Origin of the sequence: Pseudomonas sp. KBW05, assembly GCF_003852405.1 — a bacterium.
Taxonomy (GTDB): domain Bacteria; phylum Pseudomonadota; class Gammaproteobacteria; order Pseudomonadales; family Pseudomonadaceae; genus Aquipseudomonas.
The window spans coordinates 1-18,439 of record NZ_QAJM01000008.1 but is presented as its reverse complement, the minus strand read 5'-3'; the positions used below and the strand labels follow the sequence as shown (position 1 = coordinate 18,439).

16 protein-coding genes and 1 pseudogene are annotated in these 18,439 nt (G+C 62.6%); 6 read left to right on the top strand and 11 right to left on the bottom strand.

What is annotated here, in order from left to right:
* Positions 1-2: 2 nt before the first annotated feature.
* From DBR46_RS07755 to DBR46_RS07735, 5 genes are all read left to right on the top strand, one after another.
* Positions 3-1,586 carry an FAD-dependent oxidoreductase gene (locus DBR46_RS07755; protein ID WP_124525685.1) on the top strand — a complete coding sequence of 528 codons (1,584 nt, stop codon included), beginning with the start codon at positions 3-5 and terminating at the stop codon, positions 1,584-1,586.
* Positions 1,587-1,597: 11 nt separating this feature from the next.
* Positions 1,598-2,032: a RidA family protein gene (locus tag DBR46_RS07750; RefSeq protein WP_124525684.1), complete on the top strand. Its 435-nt coding sequence runs from the start codon at positions 1,598-1,600 to the stop codon at positions 2,030-2,032.
* Between the two features lie 119 nt (positions 2,033-2,151).
* Positions 2,152-4,446 carry a TonB-dependent receptor gene (locus tag DBR46_RS07745; RefSeq protein WP_124525683.1) on the top strand — a complete coding sequence of 765 codons (2,295 nt, stop codon included), beginning with the start codon at positions 2,152-2,154 and terminating at the stop codon, positions 4,444-4,446.
* A gap of 3 nt (positions 4,447-4,449) precedes the next feature.
* On the top strand, positions 4,450-5,670 hold the full coding sequence (locus tag DBR46_RS07740) for a dipeptidase (RefSeq protein ID WP_124525682.1): 1,221 nt from the start codon (positions 4,450-4,452) through the stop codon (positions 5,668-5,670).
* Between the two features lie 127 nt (positions 5,671-5,797).
* The gene (locus DBR46_RS07735; RefSeq protein WP_124525681.1) at positions 5,798-7,150 is read left to right on the top strand and encodes an LLM class flavin-dependent oxidoreductase; all 1,353 of its coding nucleotides are present in this window, start codon (positions 5,798-5,800) and stop codon (positions 7,148-7,150) included.
* A 27-nt stretch (positions 7,151-7,177) separates the two neighbouring features.
* On the opposite strand, the gene DBR46_RS07730 is transcribed toward DBR46_RS07735, so the two are convergent.
* The 4 genes and pseudogenes from DBR46_RS07730 to DBR46_RS07715 form a co-directional block, all read right to left on the bottom strand.
* Positions 7,178-7,663, bottom strand: coding sequence for a hypothetical protein (locus DBR46_RS07730; RefSeq protein ID WP_124525680.1), 486 nt, complete (start codon positions 7,661-7,663; stop codon positions 7,178-7,180).
* On the bottom strand, positions 7,660-8,574 hold the full coding sequence (locus tag DBR46_RS07725; RefSeq protein ID WP_124525679.1) for an NAD synthetase: 915 nt from the start codon (positions 8,572-8,574) through the stop codon (positions 7,660-7,662). Before DBR46_RS07725 ends, DBR46_RS07730 begins: the two co-directional genes overlap by 4 nt.
* A gap of 140 nt (positions 8,575-8,714) precedes the next feature.
* A complete protein-coding gene (locus tag DBR46_RS07720) occupies positions 8,715-9,284 on the bottom strand; it encodes a hypothetical protein (RefSeq protein WP_256659251.1) in 570 nt (189 codons plus the stop codon).
* Positions 9,281-10,148 (bottom strand): annotated as a pseudogene (locus DBR46_RS07715) (NAD synthetase). The gene DBR46_RS07720 and the pseudogene DBR46_RS07715 overlap by 4 nt, the downstream one beginning before the upstream one ends.
* A 188-nt stretch (positions 10,149-10,336) precedes the next feature.
* Between DBR46_RS07715 and DBR46_RS07710 the strand changes: the two are divergent.
* Entirely contained in the window at positions 10,337-10,825 is a 489-nt protein-coding gene (locus DBR46_RS07710; RefSeq protein WP_017737044.1) for a type VI secretion system tube protein Hcp, read from the top strand.
* Positions 10,826-10,829: 4 nt separating this feature from the next.
* Here the strand turns inward: DBR46_RS07710 and DBR46_RS07705 are convergent, their stop codons facing one another.
* The 7 genes from DBR46_RS07705 to DBR46_RS07675 form a co-directional block, all read right to left on the bottom strand.
* Positions 10,830-11,564 (bottom strand): UTRA domain-containing protein, encoded by a 735-nt coding sequence (locus DBR46_RS07705; RefSeq protein WP_124525678.1) that lies wholly within the window; start codon positions 11,562-11,564, stop codon positions 10,830-10,832.
* 38 nt (positions 11,565-11,602) lie between these two features.
* Complete coding sequence (gene pnuC / locus DBR46_RS07700; protein WP_124525677.1) at positions 11,603-12,169, bottom strand: nicotinamide riboside transporter PnuC; 567 nt, start codon at positions 12,167-12,169, stop codon at positions 11,603-11,605.
* Between the two features lie 16 nt (positions 12,170-12,185).
* On the bottom strand, positions 12,186-13,022 hold the full coding sequence (locus tag DBR46_RS07695; protein WP_124525676.1) for a 5'-nucleotidase, lipoprotein e(P4) family: 837 nt from the start codon (positions 13,020-13,022) through the stop codon (positions 12,186-12,188).
* A 12-nt stretch (positions 13,023-13,034) separates the two neighbouring features.
* Positions 13,035-15,182 (bottom strand): TonB-dependent siderophore receptor, encoded by a 2,148-nt coding sequence (locus DBR46_RS07690; protein ID WP_124525675.1) that lies wholly within the window; start codon positions 15,180-15,182, stop codon positions 13,035-13,037.
* 127 nt (positions 15,183-15,309) lie between these two features.
* Positions 15,310-16,182 (bottom strand): sulfurtransferase, encoded by an 873-nt coding sequence (locus DBR46_RS07685; protein ID WP_124525674.1) that lies wholly within the window; start codon positions 16,180-16,182, stop codon positions 15,310-15,312.
* The gene (locus DBR46_RS07680; protein ID WP_124525673.1) at positions 16,179-17,282 is read right to left on the bottom strand and encodes a phosphotransferase enzyme family protein; all 1,104 of its coding nucleotides are present in this window, start codon (positions 17,280-17,282) and stop codon (positions 16,179-16,181) included. The genes DBR46_RS07685 and DBR46_RS07680 overlap by 4 nt, the downstream gene beginning before the upstream one ends.
* Positions 17,279-18,199: an ABC transporter substrate-binding protein gene (locus DBR46_RS07675; protein ID WP_124525672.1), complete on the bottom strand. Its 921-nt coding sequence runs from the start codon at positions 18,197-18,199 to the stop codon at positions 17,279-17,281. The genes DBR46_RS07680 and DBR46_RS07675 overlap by 4 nt, the downstream gene beginning before the upstream one ends.
* Positions 18,200-18,439: the final 240 nt, after the last annotated feature.

The following is an 18,439-nucleotide window of genomic DNA, read 5'->3' as shown; positions in this document are numbered from 1 at the left end:
ACATGGGACTGACACGACGTGAAGCGCTGTCGAGCATCGCGGCGGTAGGCGGTGAGAAGGCGGTCAAGGATGCCCTGGCGGTGTTGGGCCTGGGGCCTTCGTCGCACCGCCGCCCGCAACCGCTGAAACTCAAGGACGGCCTGGGGCAGGGCACCCGTGTGCTGGTGCTGGGCGCCGGGATTGCCGGGTTGGTCACGGCGCTGGAACTGACCCGCGCCGGCTTCGAGGTGCAAGTGCTGGAGGCCCGCGAGCGGGTGGGTGGCCGCACCTGGACGATCCGCCATGGCGACCGCGTGGACTACAAGGACGGCCGCACGCAAACCGCCGCTTTTGATCAGGGCCATTACTTCAACGCGGGTCCGGCGCGCATCCCCAGCCAGCACCGCACGATCCTCGACTATTGCAGCGAACTGGGGGTGCCGCTGGAGGTGCTGGTCAACAGCAGCCATGGCGCCCAGGTGCGCCCGGATATCGACAAGCCGGCGTTCAGCGTCGGCCAGGCGATCAACGACGCGCGCGGGCACTTGTCCGGCCTGCTGGCCAAGGCCGTGCAGCGCGATGCCCTTGATGATGTATTGAGCAGCGAAGAACGCACGCGCTTGCTGGCGTTTTTGCAGGTGTATGGCGACCTCTCGCAAGAGCTGGCGTTCGAGGGCACGATCCGTTCGGGGCACCTGGAATCGCCGGCCCATCCCGGCGCTTTGCCGGCTGCGCGCAGCCCGCTGGCGCTGGATCAACTGCTGCACCCGGAGCTGTGGGGCGCGCTGCTGCACACTGAGTTCCCGGAGTTCTCGGCGACGATGTTCCAGCCAGTGGGCGGCATGGACCGCATCACCGACGCCTTTTACGCCCGGGTCCGCGACCACGTGCAACTGGGCGCCCAGGTGCGGCAGATCCGCCAACTGGAAGACGGCGTTGCGGTGACGTATCACGACCAGCACAGCGGCCGCGAACAGGTGGTGCGCGCCGACTACCTGATCTCGACCCTACCGCTGCCGTTGCTGGCCAAGCTCGATACTGACTTCAGCGACCCGATCAAGGCCGCCTTGCGCAGCACCCGCAGCGACCAGGCGACCAAAGTCGCGTGGCAGTCGCCGCGCTTCTGGGAGACCGACTACCGCACCTACGGCGGCCTGTCATGGATCGAACACCCGGCGCGCCTGCTGTGGTACCCGAGCAACGGTCTCAACACCCGCGACGGTTTGCTGGTGGCCGGTTATGTGACCGGCGACGGCGCTGACCGCTTTGGCGCGCAACCGTTGGACCAGCAGTACGCCACCTCGAAAGAAGCCGTGGAGCTGCTGCATCCGGGTTATGCCAAACACCTGCGCCACCCGCTGGCGGTGTCCTGGGAACAGATCCCCTACAGCGAAGGCCCGTGGCTGCAACGCGAACACTTCCCGGCCGATGCCAGCGCCTTGCTCGAAGCCGGTTTTGGCCGCGTGTACTTCGCCGGTGACGGCCTGGTGCAGAGCGGCGTGGGCATCTGGCAGGAATCGGCGGCCAACTCGGCGCGCCATGTGGTCGCGCAACTGGCCGAACGGGTGACTCAACAACGTCAGATTGCGGCAGTGGCCGCGTCCTAAGGAGCATCATCATGAGCGACAGCATTCAACGCACCAGCGTCGGCAACTTCCCGATCTCGCAAACCGTCACCGTGCCGGCGTCCGCCAGCCTGATCTTTGTCAGCGGCACCTTGCCCGACCTGCACGACACCAACGCCCCGGCGGGTACGCCGGCGGCCTATGGCAACACCGAAGTGCAGACGGTGTCGGTGTTCAACAAGATCCGCACGATCCTCCAGCAACACGACCTCGACCTCGGCGATATCGTGCAACTGCGGGTGTTCCTGGTGGGCGCCGAAGAGACCGGTGGCAAGCTCGATTTCGCCGGTTTGCAGGCCGGATACACGCAGTTCTTCGGCACGCCAGAGCAGCCGAACAAACCTGCGCGCACCGCGTTGCAAGTGGTGGCGTTGCCACTGCCGGGTGCACTGGTGGAAGTCGAGGCCATCGCCGCCCGAACGGCGTAACCCCCGCAGCGTTTCACTGACACCTCCCCTCCATAGACAGGATTCCAGGCTTCGGCGCCCACGCGCCGAACGCCCTGGAGCGGGCTCGTGCACCCGACAGAAACCGACAAGGAACAGCAATGAGCAATCAGCGTGAGTCACTGGCGAACAAGAGATGGTTGAGCGGGCTCCTGTTGATGGGCCTGACGGTCGAGGGCGTGCTGGCGCAAGAAGCGCAGTTGGACAAAGTCGAAGTGGTCGGCGCGCGTGTCACCGAGGCCAACCTGGCGATTGGCACTGACCAGATCAGCAACACCCTGACCATTTCCCATCAAGCCTTGCAGTCGGCGCCCGCCGGTACCTCAGGCTTGAAGATGCTCGAAGCCTTGCCCGGCTTCAACGTGCAGTCCAACGATGCCCTGGGCCTCTACGAATTCGGCAACTCGGTGTTCGTGCGCGCGTTCAACCTGCAACAGATCGGCTTCTCCATCGACGGTGTGCCCCTGGGACGCAGTGACCAGTTTGGTGGCAGCCCGATCTACCGCTACGTCGATAACGAAAACACCGAACGCGTCACCGCGTCCACCGGCGCCGGGGACGTGTCGCAGCCGGGGTATACCTCGCTGGGGCCGTACGTGGATTACATCTCCACGAACCCGGCCAAGGACGCCGGGGTCAGTACGTCATACACCCTGGGCAGCGACAGCCTGCGACGCAGTTTCGTCAAGCTGCAAACTGGCGAGCATGCGGGGCTGTCGGCGTATTTCAGCCGCTCGAAGATCGACGGCGACCTGTGGCGCGGCCCCGGGACCATCGACCGTGAGCACCTGGAAGGCAAAGTGCGCTATCAGTTCGGCGAGGGGCATGAGCTGTTGTTTCGCGCGGTGCACAACGACTTTTATGACTACGACTCGCCCTATGTGACCCAGGCCCAATACCACGGCACCGCCAATGATCCGTTCGGTCGCTCCGGGCGCGATTTTGCTTACCTCAAGGAAGTGCCGCCGCAACCCGAAACCGTGGCTGGCGTGCCCTACAGCAATCCCAATTACAACCAGTCGTACAAGCAGGCGATCAACCAGCGGCGCGACACCTTGTACAGCCTCACCGGCAACTTTCTGCTCAACGATGCGTTGGAAAGCAGCACCAGCGTCTACTACGAAGCCAAGAAAGGTTTCGGCGTGTCCCCCGAGGCCTACAGCACCTCGCTGGCGCTGCATAACGCCGAGGCCAACGTGCCCGGCCTGGTCGATCCGCGGGGTGTGCAATACGGGCTGTCATCCCTCAGCGGCCACCGTTACGGCGGGCGCAGCAGCTTGACCTGGCACGTCGGCCAGCATGCGATCGAAGCCGGGGTGTGGGCCGAAAAGGATGTGTTCAACCGCTTGCAAGCGCGCTACAACCTGAGCGACGGCAGCCCCGATGGCAGCCCGCTGTTCAATGAGCCGGTGCACAAGCAGGGCGACTTCACCTCGACCCGCGACTCCCTGCAACTGAACATCAAAGACACCTGGACCCTGCTCGATGACCGCCTGCGCCTGCAATACGGCTTCAAGCGCCTGGACCTGGACTACCGCATCGAAGGCTATCGCAATGCTGGCGACTACATCGCCAACCGCCAGCCGCGCCTGAGCACGTCATGGACCGACAACTTCCTGCCCCAGGCCGGGCTGGTGTATGACCTGACGGCCAACTCCCAGCTGTTTGCCTCCTACTCGGAGAACATGGCGCTGCCTCGGGGCGCCGACGATGTGTTCCGCGCGGCCAGCCCCAACGCGCCGGCACCGGCGGCGGAGACTTCGAAGAACTACGAGGTGGGCTACCGCCTCAATCGTCCGACGTTCAACGCCGCCTGGGCGCTGTACCGCACCGAGTTCGATAACCGTCTGCAAGCCTTCGCCTCGCCGGTGGCCGGCAGCAGCACCGCCGAAACCTACTACCAGAACGTCGGTCGCGCGCTGGCCTACGGCACCGAGTTGAGCGGGCAATGGAAGCCGCCGGTACTGGCGGACAAACTGGTGCTCAACGGCAACCTCACCTACAACATCGCGCAGTTCAAGGACGATGCCGCCGGGCTGTCCCTCAAGGACAACAACATCCCCGACAGCCCGCGCTGGCTGGCGCAGGCGGGCATCACCTACGAGCTGGCGCCGTGGGCGGTGCTGAATTTTTCCGGGCGGCATATCGGCTCGCGCTACAGCAACTTCACCAACACCGAATCGGTGCCGGGCTACACGCTCTACAACGCCTACCTCGACCTTGGCGGCGAGCGTTTGCATTACGGGCCGCTCAAGAGCGTCAAGCTGCGCTTCAACATCGACAACCTCTTCGACAAGGACTACCTCGGCTACATCCTCACCAGCGCCAGCGGGCCGGCCTACTACCGGCCCGGTTCGCCGCGCACCTTCCAGACCACCCTCAGTGCGGAGTTTTGATCGATGAACAGCCGATACCTGCTGGCGCTGTGCATGGTCGCCATGACTGCCCATGCCGCCGACGAAGTCAGCCCTGAGGCGCTGGCGTTGCATCAGCGTTTGCTGGTGCTCGACAGCCACCTCGATACACCGATGCAATTGTCCCGCCCCGGCTGGGACATCCTCGCCCGCCACACCTATGCCGAGGATGGCAGCCAGGTGGATGTGCCGCGCATGCAAGACGGCGGTCTCGATGGCGGCTTCTGGGTGATCTACACCGCGCCGGTGCCCGACACCGATGAGGGCCGCGCCAGTGCCAGCAACTACGGGCTGGCGATGTTGGCGCGCATCCGTGATCTGGCAGAGCGTTCGCCGCAGACTTTCGAACTGGCACTGACCCCGGACGATGCGCGAAGAATCGCGGGAGCGGGCAAGCGGGTGGTCTTTATCAGCATGGAAAACGCTGACCCCCTCAGTGCCGATCCGCAACGCCTGTTGACCTACTATCGCCAGGGCTTGCGCATGCTCGGGCTGGTGCATTTCAGCACCAATGAAATCGCTGATTCGGCGACCGCATTGCCCAAGTGGCACGGCCTCAGTCCCAAAGGCCGTGAACTGGTGACGCAGGCCAACCGGCTGGGGATTCTGCTGGATGTGTCCCACGCTTCCGACGCGGTATTCGACCAGGTACTGGCGGCGTCCACTGCGCCGATCATTGCGTCCCACAGCAGCAGCAAGGCGGTCAATAACCACCCGCGCAACCTCGACGATGCGCGGCTGCGGCAACTGGCGGCCAAGGGGGGCGTGGTGCAGGTCAACAGCTACGGCGATTACCTGGTGCCGCTCAAGCCCAATCCCGAACGGCAAAAAGCCCTGGCGCCGCTGTATGCGCAGTACCGCAACCTGGCGGGGCTGAGCCCGGAGCAGGTCAAGGCATTGCATGGGGATATCGCAGCGGTCAACCAGCGCTTCCCGCAACCCAAGCCCGATCTGGATGTGTTTATGAAGCACTTGTTGCACATCCTCGAGGTGGTCGGCCCTGAGCATGTGGGCATTGGTGCCGATTGGGACGGCGGTGGCGGGGTGATCGGGCTGGAGGACGTCAGCCAGTTGCCGAAGATCACCCAGCGTTTGCTGGATGCGGGGTACAGCGAAAAGGATCTGGCCAATATCTGGGGCGAAAATCTGTTGCGTGTGGTGCAGGCAGCACAAGCCAAGGCGCAGGTTGCTTTATATATGCAATAAAAGAATGTTGTAGGTTTTTAGTAATCAGTATTTTTAATAATTAGCATAGACCTATAAAGCCTTTCACAAGGCCCCTGTGGGGCTATTAATGTCAGCTTCAACGGCCATCCACGGAGGAGTAACCCCCATGTCCACGACACCCCGGCAACTCAAGTTCGGCGCCATCCTCACCGGCGTCGGCACCGCGCAAAACGAATGGTTGCACCCGCAGATCCCCGGCGACGCCAGCGTGGATATCGACTGGTACCGCGCCCAGGCCCGGCAGGCCGAAGCGGCCAAGTTCGACCTGGTGTTCATTGTTGACAGCCCCTACATCACACCAGATTCGGCGCCGCATTTTCTCAACCGCCTGGAGCCGTTGACCCTGCTGTCGGCCATCGCCGGCGCCACGTCGAAAATCGGCCTCGTGGCGACCTTGACCACGTCCTATACCGAACCCTTCAACGTCGCCCGCCAGTTCGCCTCCCTGGACCATATCAGCGGCGGCCGCGCCGGTTGGAACCTGGTCACCACCGGCCTGGAAGGCGCCGCCGGCAACTTTGGCCGCGAGCAGCATATCGACCACACCGAACGCTATCGCCGCGCCGCCGAGCACCTGGACGTGGTGCAGGGCTTGTGGGACTCCTATGAAGACGATGCCTTTGTGCGCGACAAGGCCAGCAAGGTGTTCCTCGATCCGCAACGCCAACACCGTCTCGATCACCAGGGCGAGTTTTTCGCCGTGACCGGGCCGCTGAACATCGCCCGTTCCGCCCAAGGTCAACCGGTGATTTTCCAGGCCGGGATTTCCGAATCCGGGCGCAGCCTGGCGGCGAACTATGCCGAGGGGATTTTTGCCGGCGTGGGCAACTTCGAAGACGCCCAGGCCTACTACCGCGACATCAAGCAACGCACGGCAACCGCCGGGCGCAACCCCGACCACGTGACCATCTTGCCGGGCATTTCACCGATCATTGCCGACACCGACGAACAGGCCCAGGCCATCGACCGTGAACGCAATGGCGAGCTGGACCTGGACAAGGCGCTGGTGCAACTGGGGCGGCCGTTCAACTACCACGATTTCAGCCAATACCCGCTGGACGAACCGTTCCCGGAACTTGGCGATCTGGGCAGCAATGGCTATCGCGGCCACGCGGAAAACATCAAGCAAGTCGCCCGTGACCAGGGCCTGACCTTGCGCCAGGCGGCGTTGCGCTTTGCCAAGCCGTTCTCCAGTTTTGTCGGCTCACCGCAGACCGTCGCCGATGAGATCGAGCGTTGGTTCGTCGAAGGTGCGGTGGATGGGTTCAACATCCACGTCGGTGCGCCGGATGACTTTGCGCGCTTTACCGATCAAGTGCTGCCGCTGTTGCGTGAGCGCGGGTTGTTCCGCAGTGAATACAGCCACAGCACCTTGCGCGGGCATTTGGGGTTGCCGGTACCGGTCAATCGGCATACGGCGGCGCGGGTGGCTGAGCCTTTGCGAGCGGTTGGTGCATAAGTATTCCCAACGACGTGAGCGCGAGATTTACCACCATTTCCATTTGCCCTGTTTTTTCAGGGTGGCGATGATGTGTTCGCGCTTGTGGCGGAGTTCGAGCATCGTTCCGCGCATTTCCCTTTGGCGCTTGCTGTTTATAAACAACAGTCCGACCAATGGGCTCAGAACGGCCAGGGTAAATAGGATGCGGTCGGGGCTATAAATGGCGGTTGGCAAAGCAGCCAGGAAATAGAGCATGAACACGCCAGCCTGTAGCCAAACCCACTGCGGATAACCATGGAGCACTGCGCTCTGTGCGATGCCAAATAGTGCGCAGGTTGTTGCGCTGCCAATGAAAAACGCGCCCGTCGCAAACTCATCAGATGAGTCGGCGAAGTAGGTGAGGTTCATCAGAGTGCTGGCCGTGCCGACTGAAAAGCACAGGGCTAAAATTCCTCCAAAAAGCGCCAGCCGGTGACGAGCCCAAATTGAGCGGGGATCTACGAAGAAAGAGGGCGAACGTCGGTTTTTCATTCGGCGAACTCTTCATAGATACCGATGGCCAATATCCGCGTGTTCCCGGATGTTGTGCTGCTAGTAAGGCTCAACCCTGCCGCAGCAATATCTTTGAAGTGCATGTGAGTGATGGGTTTTATCTGTGTCGCTGGAAATCGTTTGGATAGATCGCCCGCGGCCTGCTTGAGCTTGAGTAGTTTTGGCGTCAATCGCGGGTCCTGGATCCGGAGCAGTTCATTCGTGAGCTTGGCGCGTTCTTGCCGACTTAATCCCCGGAGTACTTCCCGTAGTGGCTTGCCGGTCGCCTTCTTGGACAAGTTGATGACCTTCATTGTGGTCACTGCAGAAGTACCCACGGCCAGCAAGGAAATACCGTCCAGCGCTAGCATTATCCCTTCGTACCAAGCGTTACTGTCCAAGTAGTCATTTCTGCGTGGGTCCCACACTTCGTTCAGGGTTCGATTGGCGCCGACGGCGCATTGAAACAAGCCTGCGACGACGGCGGCCGTGCCTACGAATGAGATGACAACACTGGCACCCGCGGTAAAAGGCATCAGCGCGATCCCACTGTAAATGACATGCCAACTCAACAACGCCCCAGCGCAGGTCACCGCCGTCTTCGTCGCCTCCGCCACCCATCTCGACTCCCGCGGCTCATGCTCCAACATCCGCTTGAACTCCACCGGCCCCACCGCCCTCGGTGCCTCACGCAACACCACCTTCTTCACCTGCACACTGCACACTGCCTGAAACTCGCGCAGTGTCAGCACATTGAAATCCTCATCGATATACACCACCCCCGCACCAATCAGCGCAGGGTCGGTGTCGATGGCGGAGAACAGCCGCCGCAGGTCAATGCGGCTTTCAATTCGTTGGCGCATGTTGCGGTGGGCCGAGGGAAATCCATCTTTGAACAGGGCGGTCGTCATTCTTTAACTCCTGGGTTTTTCGGGAGTTGAGAGGTTAAAGACGCGGTGACGCAAATGAATGTCGGAAGTTTCGGTGTTTGCCGACAGGCGCTTCCCGATCCTGCTGTGGCGGCTTGTGGCGCAGCCGTTACAGTATTGGCTCACAACCATTTCCATTTACCCTGTTTTTTCAGGGTGGTGATGATGTGCTCGCGCTTGTGGCGGAGTTCAACCATCTTGTGGCGCAGTTCGCGGCAGCGGTTGCTGTTGAGGATGAGTAGGCCGATCAGGGGGCTGAGAAGAGCCATGGAATACAGGTAAATGTTGGGGTTGTACGTGATGGCGGGGAGTGAGCTCAAAAAGCACAGGCAGTAGATCCCGACATTTATCCAGACCCAATGAGGGTGACCATACAACACTTGTATTTGAGCAATAGCGAACACCACGCCGATCGTCAGCCCGGAAAAAAACCAGTTGCGCAAGGTTCCTTCTTCGAGTGCTCCGGAGAGATAGGTGACCAAAACCAGAACGCCGGTCATGGCAATTGAAAAACACCCCGCAAGCATCCAGCCACCAATGACATGCATGTAGCGTTTGCGTAGCAGTCGTGGGTCAGTGATGTAGAAGGTTGAATAATAAAAATCTTTTGCGCTCATGGTTTTCCAGTCAGGCGCGGGGGGATCGCTGTAGCCCAATTTTTCCAGGATCTTTTGTGCTCGCCGTTTTTTCAATGGCGAATCTCCTCATAAAGACCGATAGCGAGTGGCTTGATGTTCCCGGACAAGGAGCTACTGGTGACTCCAAATACTCCTGCTATGGCATCTCCTATGTGAGTAGCGGTGATACGTTTTATCTGTGCCGCACTGATGCGTTTGGTCGCAGTGCCGGCAGCTTGCTTCAGTTTGAGTAGCTTTGTGGTCAGTCGCGGGTCATTGATTCTGAGCAATTCATTATTGAGTTTTGCTCGTTGCTCGGGTACTGACATTGATTGCTTTGATTGTCGTCAAGGTGGATGTCCCTATTCCAGCCAGGGCGATGCCATCCAATACTGCGACTGCCGCCTGGTACCAGACTTCATCGTCGAGACGGTCCAGCGCTTGTGGGTCAATCCATTCGGCGGTTGTTCTACCAACGCCGATAAAGCATTGGGTGACGCTGGCAGCCATGGCGGCTTTACCGACAAACGTAAGCACCACGCTTGTCCCAGCCGTAAACGGCATGAGCGTAACTCCACTCGTAACGACGAACCAACTCAGTATCGCTCCTGCGCATGTCACTGCTGTGATAAGCGCCTCGGCCACCAAGTTCGACTCCCGCGGCTCATGCTCCAACATCCGCTTGAACTCCACCGGCCCCACCGCCCTCGGTGCCTCACGCAACACCACCTTTTTCACTTGCACACTGCACACCGCCTGGAACTCGCGCAGTGTCAGCACATTGAAATCCTCATCGATATACACCACCCCCGCACCAATCAGCGCAGGGTCTGCGTCGATGGCGGAGAATAGCCGCCGCAGATCAATGCGGCCTTCAATCCGTTGGCGCGTGCTGCGGTGGGCCGAGGGGAATCCATCTTTGAACAGGGCGGTCGTCATTCCTTAACTCCTGGGTTTTCCGGGAGTTGAGAGGTTAAAGACGGGGCGGCGCAAATGAATGTCGGAAGTTTCGGTGTTTGCCGACAGGCGCTTCCCGATCCTGCTGTGGCGGCTTGTGGCCCTCGGGTCGGATCAGGAAAAGTTCGCCCCGCGCCATTTCCGGCGCTGACTAAGGACAGGGAGCCAACATGGCCGTCGATATGTTTTTGAAGCTGGGCGATATCAAAGGTGAGTCACGGGACCAGGCGCACCGCGATGAGATCGACATCACCGAATGGGCGTGGGGGTTGTCGCAGACGGGGTCGATGCATTCCGGTACGGGAGGCGGTGCGGGCAAGGTCGATATCGGCAACCTGAACTTGAGCAAACCGCTGGATAAATCCAGCCCCAACCTGATGATGGCCTGCGCCAGCGGCAAACATTACCCCGAAGCGCGGTTGGTGGTGCGCAAGGCGGGCGGTTCCAGTCCGGTGGAGTATCTGGTGATCACGTTGAAGGAAGTCATGGTGGTGTCCTACAGCACTAGTGCAGAGAGTAAGGATGATCTGCTCTACGACCGCATCGCCTTGAACTTCGCCACCGTCGATGTCAGCTACCAGCCGCAGAAAGCCGACGGCGCCAAGGACGGTGGGCCGGTGAAGTTTGGCTGGAATATCCGGCAGAACGTAAAAGCCTGATACCTCACCGCGTGCCCGGATACCGCGTCTCCATCACAATCGACAACGCATCCGGGCGCCAGAATTCCTGGTCGAATTCCACGGCCTGGTTGTCTTCGCCGAAGTTCAAGCGCTCCAGGTAGACGCTGGTGGAACCGGGCGACAGTTGCAGCAACTCCGCCTGTTCCTCGTTGACCGTGCCGATATGCATCTCCAGTTCGCAGCGCGATTGCACCCGGGCAAAGCGTTCACGCAGCAGTTGGGTCAGTGAAGTGTTGAGGTCGGCGTCCAGCAGGCCGGGGCACCAGCTGGCGAGCAGGGCGTTGAATTCCAGCAGCACCGGGCGGCGGTCGATCCAGCGGCGGCGTTGCAGGAAGAACACCGGTTCGTCCGCCGAGGCCAGACCCATGCGCTTGGCCAGCCAGGGGCCGGCGGGGCGCAGTTCGGCGTGCAGGCATTCGGTGCGGGGCGTGCGGCCCTGGGCGCTGACGTAGTCCATAAAGCCGCTGATGCGCGTCGGGTCGTAGCGGATGCGCTGCGGGCTGACGAACCAGCCCCGGCGGTTTTCGCGGTAGACCAGGCCCTCGGCCTCCAGTTGCTGCAAGGCCTGGCGCAAGGTCACGCGGGTGCAGCCGAAGCGTTCGATCATGTCCCGCTCGGAGGGGAATTTCTCGTCGGCCTGGGGGCTGCCAGCGGCGATGTCGTGGGCGATCTGTTCGCGGATGCGCTGGTAGTGCGGAGAAATGGGGTCGAAAGGCATCCTGGGGTTCCGTAGGCAGGCATGACGTGGGCGTGACTCTACCCTTCCTGCTGGCGCAGGTCACGTTGCCAGGCCCGCAAACCGTAGGCCGCCAGCAGCACAAAACCGGCGTACAGGGCGGCGGTGAGGTGCAGGTCCTTGTAGAGGAACAGCCCGACATAGGCCGCATCCAGCACGATCCACAACCACCAGCTGACCACGTATTTGCGCGCAGCCCACAGGCTGGCCACCAGGCTGAAGGCGGTGAGCAGCGAGTCCAGCCAGGGCAGGGCGGCGTCGGTGAAGTGGTGCATCACCGCGCCCAGGGCCACAGCGCCGATCAAGCCCGCCAGCAAGTGCCGCCACGCCTCCTGCATCGGCAGGCGTTCCACCCGCACCTTGCCGGCGTCCACGCGCCCGGTGCTCCAACGCCACCAGCCATAGCCTTGCAGTACGGCGAAGACCAGTTGCAAGAGCATGTCCGAATACAGCTTCACCTCGAAGAAGATCCAGGCATACAACAACACCGCGACGACGCTGACCGGCCAGCACCAGCGCACTCGTTGTGCGGTGAGCCAGACCCCGGCGATGTTGAAGCAGACGGCGACGATTTCCAGTGGCGACATAGGGCTCTCTCAACAGCTAGTTTTCCAGGTGCAGCGCCTGTTGCTTGAGTTGGCGCTTGCGTTCGAAGGGCAGTTTTTCCTGATCGCCATAGGGCGCGCTGTACCAGTTGCCGTAGGTCGGGTTGGGCAGCAGGAACCAGCGCTGGCCGAGCCAGGCCAGGTACGGCGCGGCCGCCTTGCGTTGCTCGGCCAGGGTGTTGTGTTCGGCCTGTACGAAGTCGCCGAAGGAGTCACCGGCCAGCATCAGCACGCGGGCGTGGCTGGCGACCCATTGGCGCCGGCAGTTCTTGCCGTAACCGGCTTGCTCGCAGTGCCCGGTCGGGGTGCTGGCGGCCAGCACCTGTTCGTTGTGCGCCACCGGGAAACCGCGCAGGCGCAGGTTGTTGACTGTGGCCTGGACCTGGCTGTGTTCGCGGTTGGTGATGTAGTAGACGGTGATGCCTTTCTTGTCCGCTGCCTGCAGGAACTCCACAGCGCCCGGCAGTGCCTGCGCCTTGGCCTGATCGACCCAGGTGTTCCAGCGATCATAGGAATAGACTTGGTTGGTGAGGATGTCCCGCGCATTCAGCGGCACGTTGTCCAGCACGGTTTCGTCGATATCCACCACCACGGCCGGGGGCAGGCCGCTGAGATTGCGCGGCGGCAAGGGCAGGGCGTCCCACGTCGGGTCGGCCAGGGCCGCGTCCAGCTGGCGGGTGGCGCTGGCGAAGACCTGGCGGTAAATCAGCTCGTGCTCGATGGAGGTCTGGGTCCACAGCACCGCGTCCAGTTGGTCGTTGGCGGGCGGTTGCTGCTGGCAGCCCATCAGGGCGGTGGAGAGCAGGCACACACTGGAAAACATCAGATTACGCATGAACGATAGGCCTCAAAAATTGACGGTGGCGGATAACCGCGCGGTGCGCGGCGCACCCAGGAACAGGTAGCCGTCGCCCGCCGATTCACCCACATCGCGCCAGTAGCGTTTGTCGAACAGGTTGTCGACGGTCAGGCGCAGCACAGTAGCGTAATCGCCGACCCGGGTGGTGTAGCGCGCGCCCGCATCGAACACCGCGTAGTCATCCACCTTCACCGTGGCTTCACGGTTGGCGTATTTGCTCGCGCTGTATTGCACGCCGCCGAGCAAGGCCAGGCCCGGGATGCCGGGGACGCTGTAGTCGCCATGCAGGCTGGCGCGCAGCTTGGGCACGTTGATCGCCTGGTGGCCGTCATAGTCATCGGTGCCGCTGCCGCTGACCCGCGCACGGATCGCCGCGACGCTGGCCGAGACTTGCAGGTCGGAGGTCACGCGACCGTTGGCGGACAGTTCGATGCCGACATTTTTCTGTTTCCCTTGCTGCACGAAGGTGGTGGTGCCGTCGTCATTCGGCCGGTTGTATTGCAGGTCCTGGGTGATCTGGAACAGCGCGGCGGTCAGGCTCAGGCGCTGGAAGTCACGCTTGATCCCCACTTCCAGTTGGCGCGAAGTGGTCGGCGGCAGCACCTCGTCGGCGTTGCTGCTGAACCACGCGGCCTCACCGCCGAGGGACAAGCCTTTGCTGTAGCTGGCGTACAACGACGTGTCCGGGCGCGGCTTGTAGATCAACGCTGCTTGGGGCAGGAACACGCTGCGCTGGGTGTGGCGCGTGGTGGCGCCGGCCTGGTTGTAGGTTTCTTCGTCGAGACGCACCTGGCGCCCGCCGAGGACGGTTTGCCATTGCTCGTTGAAGCTGATGCGATCGCTGGCGAACAGGCCATATTGGCGGCTGTCGAGGCGGCGATACGTGTGGCCGAGCGGGCCGTCATAAGGCTCCAGCACTGGGGTCGGTTCGTAGATGTTGCCTTCGCCGATGTATTCGTTGACCGACTTGCGCCGGTCCACCAAGCGCCGGAACGCGGTGGTGCCGAAGGTCAGGTCGTGCTTGAGAAAGCCCGTGTCGAACTGGCCGTTGAGGGCGGCCTGGGCTTCCTCGTTGCTGCGGGTGTCGTCGGGGCTGCGGTAGTCGGAAATATCGTAGTCACCCTCGGCGCTGAAGTGGTTGGGCACGGCGGTATTCGCGCAACTGGCGGCGCCGTAGCAGCCCCAGGCGAAGGTGCTGTAGTCGTCGATCACCACACGGCTGCGGGATGCGCTGAAGCTGGCTTTCCAGGCGTCGTTGAAGCGGTATTCGAACAGCCCGTCGAGGTTCAACGAGCGGATGCCCACCGGGTTCGACCAGCTCTGGTAGGCGAGCATGTCCTTGGGCGAAACGTGGTGCGGCACACTGGTGCCGCCAAGCAGTTGATAGCCCGGCACCGAGTGTTGCTCGCGGTCCTGGTACTCGGCGTTGAGTTGCAGCAGGGCGTTGGGGCTGATGTTCCAGTCCAGCGCCAGCGAGGCGAAGTCACGCTTGCCGTCGGCATGCTCGACATAGGAGCGGATGTCTTCGTGGGCCAGGTTGATGCGCACGCCCACCTGCTGTTCGGCACCGAGCCAGCCGCCGATATCGGTGGCCAGGTAGCGTTCACCCTGTTCGTTGGTGGACACCGTGACCGAGCGCACGTTCTCCGGGCGTTTGCTCACGTAGTTGACCAGCCCGCCGGGCTCGGAGACGCCGCTCTGCAAGCCGGCCAGGCCCTTGAGCACTTCGACTTGCTGCTTGTTTTCCAGGGCGACGTTCTGTTCGCCGGTAATGGTGCGGCCGTTGATCTTGTAGCTGCTCGCAGGGTTGAGGGCGAAGCCGCGAATCACGAAATTTTCGTAGTAGCCGACCGGGGCGTAGCTGTCGCCGACCGAGGCGTCGTTCTTCAACACTTCGCTGAGTAGGCGTGCCTGCTGGTCCTTCAAGCGGGCTTCGGTAATCACCGCGACGGACGCTGGAGTGTCCAGCAGCGGCGCGTTATCGAAACCAGCCACGGTGGCGTTTTTCGCCTGGTAGTCGGTGGTTTCCTGGCCGAGGACGGTGACGGTGCCCAAGGTCGCATCCTGGGCCTGCACGGCCGTGGCGGCGAAGGCGATGCTCAGGGCGAGCAGGGTGTGGCGGTAAGGTGTAGCCATGTAGAGAGCGCTCCAAAGGTCTGACCGTCGCTGGCGTACGCTTTTATCGGGCGCAAAGGCGCCCAGCGCTGCGCAACGGACGGGTTGCCAGTTCGTGATGAAAAAGCCGGGTTCGCCAGGGATGGCGTCAGGCCGGAGCTGCTCCGGTAGTCATTGGCAAGCGTGCGTCGGCGGCCCATTCCTGTAGGGAGCCGTCGTAGATCGCGATGTCCTGGCGACCCAACAGAGTCAGGGCCAGGGCGTTGGCGGCAGCGGAAATACCGCCGCCGCAATACACCACCAGGGGGCCGTCGCTGTGCAGCAGCGTGGGGCCAATCGCCAGGGCCAGGGCATCCTTGGGCAGGTAGCGGCCGTGGGCGTCGAACAGCTGGCGGGCCGGCAGGTTCTGGCTGCCGGGGATGTGTCCGCGTCGGGCGTAGCGGGTGGGGGCAGATCCTTCAAACAGCGCGGCGCCGAGGGCGCAGATCAGCACACCCGGTGCGTGGCCGCAGGCGATGGCTTCGACGCCGTGGCGGTCGATCCACAGGTTCGGCCGTGGGTGAATGGCCCAGGGTTGCACGGGTGTGATCGGTTCGGCGGGGCCGTTGTGTTCGGGTAGACCGGCTGCGCGCCAGGCGTTGAAGCCGCCGTCGAGTACGCTTGCGTCGATGCCCACGCTGCGCAGCATCCACCACAGGCGCGCAGCCCAGAAGCCATCGGCGCGGTCGTAGATGACCAGCGTTTTGCCTTGGCCTGCGCCGAGATTGGCCAACACGCTTACCAGGGTTTCTGGCGTCGGCAGGGCGAAACTGAAGCTGGCCTGGGTGTCGGCCAGTTCAGTCAATAAATCGGCATGTCGCGCGCCGGGGATATGCGCCTGCAACCAGCCCTCTTCACCGCTGCTGACGCGGTAATCGCCGTCGAAGGCTGGCGACGGCAACACCACCGTGGCATCCAGCACCACCAGCGTCGGGTCGGCGAGACGCGCGTGCAGCCAGTGGCTGTCGACCAGAATGCTCATACGTTTTTACGCCGGATATGACTCAGCAGACGCTGCCCTTCGGCCCCGGCAAACCAGCGCAGATGGCCGAGCAGGTAGGCGTAATACGCCACATCGGCGCTGGCGGTGGAGCCCACGATGTCGTGGAAATACGCCACTTCGGACAGCGCGAAATCCACATGCACCAAGGGCAACAGGGCGCTGAGGGTGTGCAGGTCTTTGGCGCGCAACGGGCGGACCTGGTGGTAGCCGGCGAGCAGGGCATCGACGCTGTCGAGATCGGCGCGGGCCACGCCACCGGTATCCAGGTCGAGCCAGGGCACGGCGTTGCGTTCGATGGCGGTGGCCAGGTCGAAGAGGGCGAAGGTGCGGTCGGCCAGGCCGAAATCCAGCACGCTGGAGACGCTGCCGTCGGCGCTCCACAAGAGGTTGGAGGCGTGCCAGTCGTTGTGGGTCCACAGCGGCGGTTGCTCGGCCAACAACGGATGCAACTCGCGGTGCCAGGGCAGCAACAGTTGGCTGAGCGGGGCGTGCCAGTCCTTGTCGGCGAGGTAGGCGCTGTTGATGTTTTCCAGCGGTGCCGCGTGCTGGATCAATCGCGCGTTGGCCAACAGCACCGGGGTCTGGCGTTGCGGCGCGGTGTAGTGTTCAGCCGCTTGATGCAAGCGCGCCAACGCCTGGCCGGCGGCGAGGGCGTGCTGAGTGTGTTGAAACGGCGACCACGACAGCGCATCGCGATACAGGTCCAGGCCCTCGGCGACGTGGTGTACTTCATAGGTCCACTCACCTTGCACGGTGGCCGTAGCACCTTGTTGGTTCGAGACCACCGCAGCCACTGGAGCGCCTTGGCGATGCAAGTGAGCGATCAGGCGGTGTTCTTCTTCCAGCCACGCGGTTTGGCGCACATGCTGGTGATGACGTTTGACGAACAGCGTGCCCGTGCCGGTGGTGATCAAGCCCGCGGCGGAAAACGGCCGTGGGCTGTGCCAATGCAGGCTGCGCAGTGGCCCCAGTTGCGGGTAATCGCGCAGCAGCTGTTCGATGTCGCTTTCGTGCAACGCCGGCCAGTCGGCGGCGACCGGTTCCACGCCCAGGCCATGGGAGGTGCGTTGTGGGTTCATGCCGCCACCTCGGGCAGGAAGGCGTTGCTGGTCGCGCCTTGCCAGACCTGTGGGTCGTCGAGCACCGCGTGGTTGTGCAGCCATTCGGCGTAGGGTTGCAGCAGCGCCTGGCGTTGCTCGCCCCAACGGCCTTGATACAGCCAGGTCGGGGCGATTTTATGCAGTGAGGCGCTCAACAATTCAGCCGGGAAATACGGCGTGGTGTGTTCGTAGGCGGCGAGGGCGATTGACGGGTCTTGTGCCACGGCCAGATAACCGCGCGCGGTGGCGGCGAGGAAGTCGCGCACCACTTCGGGCTTGCCCGCCAGGGTGTGTTCATGGGTGCCGAGCAGGTAGCTGTGATAGGCCGGTGCGCCGATCTCGTCCACCGGCAACACCACGCGGCGTTCGGCGGCGATGGGGCTGTGCATCAGCGCTTCCCAGGCCCAGTAGCCGCCGAAACTGGCGTCTGCGATGCCTTCGGCGAGTTGCTCGGGACGCAGTTCGCGCACGCCGCTGTCTACCAGGATTACGCCGTCCGGGTCGCCGCCGTCGTGGCGGACCAGGTGGCGCACCATCGCCAGGCCGCGTGGCGTCGGGTTGAGGGCCAGGCGCTTGCCCACCAGGTCGCGGGGGCGGCGGATGCCGGAGTCGGTGAGGGTCTGGATCGATTCCAGGCCGGCGTGGTTGATGGCGGCGATGCCTTGTAGCGGCTGGCCGAGGCTGCGGCGCACCAGCAGGCGGTTGCTGGGGAAGATGCCGAAGTCGGCGGCGCCGGTCAGCAGGTGTTGCAGGGTGTCGCCGCGGTGGGGGTCGTGGACGACCAGTTCCACATCCAGGCCCAGGTCCTCATACCAGCCGCGTTCGCGGGCCAGGTATAGGCCGGCCGAGTTTGGCCAGGGGTGGAAGTATTCGAGCATTACCTTTACCGACGCCATTGCGTGTTACTCCAGCACAGCTTGTTTTGGTCGGGGATTTATAGGGGAGTGATCTGGTATATACCAATATCGTTTTTTGCTATGGATATAACTGGGGTGGGTTTTGGGTTTCTGGTGGTGGTGTACATATCCGTTATTTAGGTAACGGCGGCTTAGGGTTCCGCCCTTACGGCGGGGCACTTTTGGAAAAGAGCCCCAAAAGTAACCAAAATGGCTCTTGTCCCAACACTCGGCACCTCG